At 48.2% G+C, this 7729-nt stretch carries 9 protein-coding genes; 2 read left to right on the plus strand and 7 right to left on the minus strand.

Annotation, left to right across the window (positions count from 1 at the left end; genetic code table 11):
* Positions 1-86: 86 nt before the first annotated feature.
* The gene (locus tag GO755_RS40435) at positions 87-296 is read left to right on the plus strand and encodes a hypothetical protein (protein WP_157591135.1); all 210 of its coding nucleotides are present in this window, start codon (positions 87-89) and stop codon (positions 294-296) included.
* 110 nt (positions 297-406) lie between these two features.
* Here the strand turns inward: GO755_RS40435 and GO755_RS40440 are convergent, their stop codons facing one another.
* Positions 407-868: a LytR/AlgR family response regulator transcription factor gene (locus tag GO755_RS40440; RefSeq protein ID WP_317166056.1), complete on the minus strand. Its 462-nt coding sequence runs from the start codon at positions 866-868 to the stop codon at positions 407-409.
* A 244-nt stretch (positions 869-1112) separates the two neighbouring features.
* On the opposite strand from GO755_RS40440, the gene GO755_RS40445 reads away from it, so the two are divergent.
* On the plus strand, positions 1113-1415 hold the full coding sequence (locus tag GO755_RS40445) for a hypothetical protein (protein ID WP_157591136.1): 303 nt from the start codon (positions 1113-1115) through the stop codon (positions 1413-1415).
* A gap of 566 nt (positions 1416-1981) precedes the next feature.
* On the opposite strand, the gene GO755_RS40450 is transcribed toward GO755_RS40445, so the two are convergent.
* The 6 genes from GO755_RS40450 to GO755_RS40475 form a co-directional block, all read right to left on the minus strand.
* On the minus strand, positions 1982-2272 hold the full coding sequence (locus tag GO755_RS40450) for a hypothetical protein (protein ID WP_227687292.1): 291 nt from the start codon (positions 2270-2272) through the stop codon (positions 1982-1984).
* A gap of 14 nt (positions 2273-2286) precedes the next feature.
* Complete coding sequence (locus GO755_RS40455; protein WP_157591138.1) at positions 2287-3603, minus strand: phage integrase SAM-like domain-containing protein; 1317 nt, start codon at positions 3601-3603, stop codon at positions 2287-2289.
* A gap of 27 nt (positions 3604-3630) precedes the next feature.
* On the minus strand, positions 3631-5037 hold the full coding sequence (locus tag GO755_RS40460) for a phage integrase SAM-like domain-containing protein (RefSeq protein ID WP_157591139.1): 1407 nt from the start codon (positions 5035-5037) through the stop codon (positions 3631-3633).
* A gap of 68 nt (positions 5038-5105) precedes the next feature.
* Positions 5106-6479, minus strand: a complete 1374-nt coding sequence (locus GO755_RS40465; protein WP_157591140.1) for a site-specific integrase — start codon at positions 6477-6479, stop codon at positions 5106-5108.
* A 138-nt stretch (positions 6480-6617) separates the two neighbouring features.
* Positions 6618-7004 (minus strand): hypothetical protein, encoded by a 387-nt coding sequence (locus tag GO755_RS40470; RefSeq protein WP_157591141.1) that lies wholly within the window; start codon positions 7002-7004, stop codon positions 6618-6620.
* A gap of 255 nt (positions 7005-7259) precedes the next feature.
* Positions 7260-7442 carry a hypothetical protein gene (locus GO755_RS40475; RefSeq protein ID WP_157591142.1) on the minus strand — a complete coding sequence of 61 codons (183 nt, stop codon included), beginning with the start codon at positions 7440-7442 and terminating at the stop codon, positions 7260-7262.
* Between the last annotated feature and the right edge of the window lie 287 nt (positions 7443-7729).

Raw genomic sequence — 7729 nt, forward strand, 5'->3', positions numbered from 1 at the left:
AAACAGCAAAGGGTTTGGGCAAAAGACGGGAAGAATCGCTATGCTATCGAACTTTTTTGTATCTTACCCTAGCTAAACCTCTATCTATGAACCCTATCTTTTCTGCCGGTGATCGCGTCAGTGTAGCTAATATGGTGAAAGGCTTCTTGAGGAGCCGGAGTGAAGCAGTGGTGCTTGGCTGGACCAGTTATGGGCGATTGACCATCAAGCTCGACGAAAGTGGGGTCGTCAAAACTGTGGCGCCAACCCGGGTCAGGAAACTAGGTCATGAATTAACTCCGCCACCAGCCGCCTAGTCGTCTAAGAGCTCATTTTATAGATGATCAGCCGATGATCAATCAACTTAGGACCTATTTATCACCAAACTCGCTTGTCATTAACCTGCCTAACAGTTTCACCAGAGAGGCTACCGCAGGGTGAATTGCGAACGAAGCACCATCCAGCGACGGCGGGAAATGGGTAAATGCATGCCGCCAACCAGATGAACCATCGGTTTACCAAACGTGAGCTTGGCTTGCTCAATGAATTGCCGATTGACCACATACCGACGATGCAAACGCAGGAAGTAAGCCGGTGGTAACTGAGCCTCCACTCGTTTGAGCGTCGTGGTCACTAACAATCGACGACCATTGGCCCAATGCAGCCAGGTGTAATTGGCTTCCCCTTCTAAATAAACCAAATCCGCTACCGACAGCCACTGCGCACCCGTATTGTTGGTGTAAACCCGAAGCGGGGGCCAGGCCCCCAGATCAGGGGTATTGGGCAGTAAAGGCTTTAGATAGAAAGGCATGGAGGCAGATGAGGTCAACTTATCGCTTCGCTCAGACCAGCCTAAGGCCTTGACCCGACCTTGGCGGCTAGAGTTCACTACCCTGCTGATGGAGAAAGCACCGCTCAGACTCGAATCAGCTAAAAAGTAACCGATCAGAAGCCGAGTTGTTTACCCGAATTTCCTACCACAAACTTCGTATTCACCCCTTGCCAGCGGGAGGCCTCCTCCGTTAATCAGCTCACGTTAAGAATCTATCCGGCTTGATTTGACGTATGACTAGATTATAGCGGGCGTCTTTACCGCTTCTAGTTAATTGTTTCGTACCCCAATCCCCTGCACGATGACCACTCTGCTAGCTCAGATCATAGCTCAGAATGACCATATTCAAACCCTTAGCCTTCAGCCTGATCTCTCCGAAATCGAATCAGCTTTTGCCCGCCTGGAGGGATTGTTTCAGCATTTACACTTGATTCATCCCCAGAATGCCAATCAAACCTATGCCTGGGCAGTGCTGGATCAGCAGGCTCGAACGGAGTTAAGCAGGTTACGCCAGGTCTATCCCAGTAGTGATCTAGCCAGGATGGAAGCGGCCTTAATGGCCCTTCTGGAAAAGATTGAGTATGCGGTGACGCTCTTGTTTTAAGCATTAAAAGCCCCCTCAGCCAGGAGGCTAAGGGGGCCTGAAGCCTTCCCCGGTGGAACGGAATCCGCTAGAAACTAAACGCAACTAGACCTGTCACGGATATGCCAGGCTTTGGTAGTGGTAGGCTATTCTGGGAATGCTCCCTTGTAATGTGAAATAACAGATAAAAATAAACGATGTTTTACTGCTTGCATTTGCTACACTGCCTACACCGGTGTTCTAGGTTGTCAGCGGAGAAGCCCAGATGATAGATTATTTGGCTGTCTCCCAAATTCCTCGCACCTTCACGAGTAAACCCATAAGCTGAAGTGAACAGATGCGCAAAGATACTAACATTTGCTGGGAGGCGGCGCGCTATATCCTGGTGGTTTACCTGATATACCAGGCCGGTAACACCCTCAAAGAGATTAATACTTATGCCCGCATACATGCGAATCGGAGCCAAATGAACTCGGTCCGGGCGAAGGGTACTCTGGCTCGGGTAGCGTTAGTAAAATCAGTCAGGAAATAATAAAAAGCCAGCCGGGAGAGGACTGGCTTTCTTTGAGTGGCAAGTACTTGCATCGTCAATTCAACCGCCGTACATCATTGATCGACGCGGCCGAAAACGCAATCTCGTACTGAGCAATACGCTCCAGTAGTAAATCTAGCTTCTCCGACAGCAAGGCTGCTTTCTGTTCCAGTAGGGTTATTTTCTCATCCAGTTGCCGGTAGAGCTTATCTGCTATATAGCACTGCTTGTTACTACACGTTACCAACTCTTGCTGAACAGTGGCTAGTTCCTGAAGGTCTTCCACCCACTGCCAGAGCGTCTCGAAGTCGTAGCAATCGCGGGGGTCTCCTGAGGATGGTTTCATCCTTTCCATAGCGATTAGGAGGCTTTGTAGATGTGAGAGAAGGGAATTGGAGAAGTTGGGGTTTCATGCCCGCTACCACTTCGTTCAACAAACCCAGCCACAATGCCCAACGCATCCCCTAAATATCTCCGAGCCTCCCTGGGATTACTCCAGCCAGCCCTACTACTCAGCTGAATTGCATTGGCTCCCTGCCGGGCTCGACTAGTCAGACCCGTGTCTCGTCCCTGACCAAATTGCAGATCGATGAAATTGCCCTCCCTATCCCTTAAGTTCGTTAGATAAGCTATTTGCTTTAGCGCACTCGAAAAGGCACCACTCGTTTTATAGTATAGCCCCCTGGGTCCACCATGCTTAGCCAATAATCGGATTGCCCTAGCAGTCACGTTCACCGTCTGCACCAAACTAGTACCCTGCTGCTTACTTCGCTCATTTTGAATATAGGTGCCGCCCTGATAGGAAACAAAGCGCATAGTCGGCAGACTCCTGTAATCCGAGTAGTGCAGACATAGTTCACCTGCAATCAGCCATGAATCACAGATCAGTCGCAGGCGATCTGGTAATGGGCAGTTCTCTAAATAGTCGAGCGTCTCTTCACTCAGGGGCTTTGGATTGGCTGCTGAGCCGCCCCGACAGGCAAAGCTAGTAATTACATTTGCCTCAACATATCCCTTACTTTGAGCGTAGGTAACCAGCATTTTCAGGAATGAGATTGCCTTGTTGATAGTAGCCGAGCCGTAAAGCTTCTTTTCTTTGGGTTGATAGGCGACCAGAAATTCTTTAAGCCGAGTTGTAAACCCATAATTGATTGCACCAATGGGGAAGGTATTTCTTTTATCATGCTTCAGATACAGCTCAATCATAGCCCACCGCTTCGTGTAGGACTTATAGGTTTGCTCCGCAATCTGGTCCGTCTTCCGAAGCCTACGATTAGGCTCAATCATCGCTTTACGAGCCGTCATAAACTCGGCAAATACCGAAGCGAGGGTGGCGAGGCCACCCAGTTCTTCGTTTCTGGCAATCTTAATAAGTAAATCGCCCGTTATGGCCTCGCCTTTTGACAGTAAGTCGGCATGAATCGATTCGAGTAAATGCTCATAAGCAGCCAGTTGATTGATGAGCGCTTTGCTTTCGGCGCTGACCCGGACCGATTTTCGCCCTTCCCAAATACTACGAAACGTTCGGATACCAGTTGCATAACGACCGTAGCGAACGGAGTTGATGCAAAAACTAACTTCAATTAAGGAATCGTAAGTTGGCTTAGCGTCGGCGGAACCAGTCATAAATTGTTTTGTCTGCTGAGCTTTACGGATGTCGAACCGTATGTTCTGCATAGGTTGGCGTGAGTGTTTATACATGACTTAGGAAGCTTTATGGATCTGAGTGAAAGGTTTATCAGGTCTTGGCTCGGGCTGCGCTTTTAGGGTATTGGCAAAGGCTTCCACAATCGCTACCGGATTCGCCACGTAGCGCTCTGCCTGACCTGTTTTCGACCACCCAGCCATCTTCGACAACTGCACACTGGTGGCTCCTTGAATAGCTCGCTGCGTTAAACCCGTATCCCGTCCCTGGCCAAACTGCAAACTAATCAGATCACCTTGTTCATCCCGAAGATCGGCTTCTCGGGCTATCCGCTTAAGTATCTTGCTCCAATAGGAATTACTGCCGTAGTACAGGCCAGTAGGACCATTATATCTGTCCAGCAAACGTTGGGCACGTGGCGTTAGATTTACAGTTTGAATCAGCTTAGTACCGGCCTGTTTGGCCCGGTCATGCTGAATAAATAGCTTACCGGTTTCAGAAGTAACGAACTTCATGTTGGGTAACTCCATAAAGTCAGCATAGTGCAGACAAAGTTCGGCGGCTACTAACCAGCTATCACACTGATGGCGTAGCGCAGGTGGTAACTCAGCGGTTTCGAGCTGGTTCATTTGCCCCTCAGTCAAAGGCTTGGGATCAGCCGGAGAACCCGCCGGAATGGAGAAGGTCGCCAATACATTATAACGAACGTAGCCCTTGCTCTGGGCGTAGATTAGTAGCATTTTTAGGAGCTTGATGGTCTTACTGATGCTTGACTGGGCGTAAGTCTTCGTTTTAGCTCCCCGGGAGGTATGTTGCTTCACCATCCACTCGACCAGGTTGGTCGCGATGGCGTATTCAACGTTCATAACGGGCATTCGTAACTGCTTTTTGTGGTGGAGGAACTGCTGAATCAAGACCCACCATTTGGGGTAGGTTTTGAAAGTGGCGGGCGAAATCTGTTCGGGTTTACGGATGCGTCGATTGGGCTGGATCATGCTTTTCTTCCAGGCGATGAATTCACCGTAGACCTCCGCTAGGGTCACGGGATTGACCGACTTGAGACGCTTCCAGATGTCGAGAACCATGGGTCCATTGATAATGAGCCCGGTTTGCTGTTCTCTTATTTGACGACACAACTCTGCGTGGGCGACTTCGAGCTCATTTTGAACTGAGCTAATCTGGCGATTAAGTTCCCGAACTTCGGGGGTGGGACGAAGTGATCGACGAAGATCCCACAACCCTTTTGTGGTGGTAATTTTCGTTCCATAAGGTCCATAGGGGATACCCCGCGTATTGCCCGTTATCTCATCGTAAATGGTCCCGATAATGAGAGTGGCATAAACTTTACCCGGCATTTCAGATGGAACTGTACCGCCCTGATATTTACTACATTTTTGGCGTTGATTCTTTCGAAACTCAAAACGGACATACATGGGTTGGTCGGCACACTTCAAATAGTGATTCATAATAGTATATTGATTAGTTGCTAAGATTAACTACTAGCCGGATGGCTAAACATGAAAGACTGCATCCATTAACCAATGGAGGACAGGTGCTGACGGGCAAAGCCCTGAACCACCTCGACGTCTAAGCCTACATACCGGTTTGCTACCCGAGGGTTGGCCCAACCTCCCATCTTGGTTAGTTGCAGCGCATTAGCGCCCCTAATTACCCGGCTGGTCAAGCCCGTATCGCGTCCCTGTCCAAATTGGAGAGGAATTATATTGCCGTCCCGATCAACTAGGTTGGCCCGTATCGCGATGATTTTAAGATAGTCCGCAAAGTCACCACTGGATTTGTAATACAGCTTCTTTATATCGTATTTAGCCAGTAGCCGCTCGGCACGGGGCGTTATATCCACCGTCTGGAGAAGTTCCGTGCCGCGCTGTTTACTTCGGTCGTGCTGAATATATCGCTGACCGTCTGGCTGGGTAATGAATGTCATTTTGGGTAGCTTCTTGTAGTCCGAATAGTGCAGGCATAGTTCAGCGGCAATCAGCCAGCTATCGCAGATATGGCGGAGATTAGGCGGCAGGTAAACCGTCTCCAGATGCTGCATCTGAGCGTCGGTCAATGGCTTTGGTTTAGCCGATGATCCTGACCGACACGATAATTCATCCAGGGGCATCTTATCCGTGTGCCCTTGTCTTTTGGCAAAACTCATTAACATTTTCATCAGCGAAAGGCTTTTGTTGATGCTCACCATCTGGTAGAGTTTACCATTCTTTTGCCGGTAGGTCTTTAGGAAGTCTTTTAACTTCTCACCCCACTTGGCTTTTATACCCACCACCGGAATATCCCGTCTACCGGTATGCTTCAGGTAGGCTTCAATCATGACCCACCGTTTGGGATAAGTATCGTAAGTGGACCTTGAAATCTGGCCATCTACTCGCTTCTGCCGGTTATCCTCAATGTCGCGCTTGCGGGCGATCATAAACTCCTTGTAGAGCTCAGGCAGGGTTATATAGGCACTGCCTTGCTTGATGTCCAGGGCCCGGAGCTGAGCGACCGTTTCCCCTTTTAATCGCTTCCTTTCGACTGTCATAGCGCCCATGACCATTTCGCCGTTGATCGGTATTACTTCGCCTTCAATGCGGCACTGATGTAATAAGGCGGTATAAACTTCTTTCAAGAAATTGGCATAGTTGACCATCTGCTCATTAAGCTGAATAACGGCTTCGGATGGGCGCGGTTGGCTGCGGGCTTTCCAGATCTGATGAAAGGTATAGATGTCGGTCGCATAGGGACCGTAGCGAATATTGTTAATAGTCAGCACCACGCAGACTGTACCGTCGTGATCAGGCTTACCGTCGGGCGTACTGGCATGAAATTTCTTTTTGGCTCTTCCTTTACGAAACTGAAATAATGGCGACTTCATGGGTTGATGCCGGAAGACAAGGCTGTTCATAGTTATAGGTGCAATTAGGCCCAAGTCTATTTGGGCGTGAGACAATGAAAAATTGACGATTGGCTTAAGCTCCCCCTTCTGAGTCAGAGGGCAAAAGGTTTCTTAAGAAAAGCCTTGTGATGGTGAGTCCTAGTTGGGCTACTGCTCTTCCAATACCCGCTCAAAGGCGGATACCATCAGATCATTGAGGAGCTCATCCAGATGCTGAAACAAGGTCGTACTCCTGCCCAGATCAGGACCCGGCACACTGGTATGTACATCATCCGGGATGTAGCAGCAAAACCAGGCGCGCACGGCTTGGCGAACCTCAACCAGATAGGCGAAGTCCCCCAAAGAGTCAACAAAGGCATTTGCCTGGATTTTGACAGGAGGTCGGGAGCTTCCTCCATAGGCTCTGGGGATAATTATTGCACCGTCGTTTGCCGACATAGCGGCAATGACTGCCGCCTGTAGCTCGTTTTTAACCGTTTGTTCAGGAAGGGTTGTAGAATCCCCTTTCCCCGAGTACTTTTGTCCCGTTGACATTTGAATGAAGGTTTAAATGGTTGACCACAGGACCCCGAACCATGATCGCTTGCAGGCTTTTGGTGCGGGGTTTACTGTTTTATACTGTTTCAACTTAGATCATACAGTCCAGCGAGCAACCTCATCGGTACTATACAGCCTCTTATATATTCTTGAAATACTTAGCAATATTAGCTGCTTTAAACGCAAAAAGCAACACAATGTGTTGCTAATTTAAAAATATTAAACTCTGTTAGATTTAAAGCAACTTTACTTTTAGCCTAATCGAGTAATTCGTTGTTGATGATCTATTTCGGCCACTGCTATCTTGTTTTCATGCAAATAAGCAATTGCTCGCTCTACTACTTTAGCAGCACTAGGACCAAATAAAGGTTTAAGTTCTTCAATCTGAGACAAACTGTCTCCGGGAAGTCTGAGTGATAGCGTCTCCTTTGCCATTGCTTAAAAATTATAATGGTAAATATAAGCACTGAGTCATTAAAAGCAACACATTGGGTTGCATAAAAGCAAGCGTTTAAGTTTTAATGAGTCACCGTGATAATGGATATACTTTGTGACCTATCACACTATATCTTCCTTCCTCATGGATTTTAAAGACCAGATCAATCAATTAGCTGACCGAGTTTCCCGCCTGAAAGATTCTATTCAAACCGAAGAGGCTACCAATTTTTCCGTTTTTAGAGATTGTATGAAGGTAACCAGTAAACTCGATAAGCTATCAAGAG

This window comes from Spirosoma arboris (assembly GCF_009754945.1).
Taxonomy (GTDB): Bacteria; Bacteroidota; Bacteroidia; order Cytophagales; family Spirosomataceae; genus Spirosoma; species Spirosoma arboris.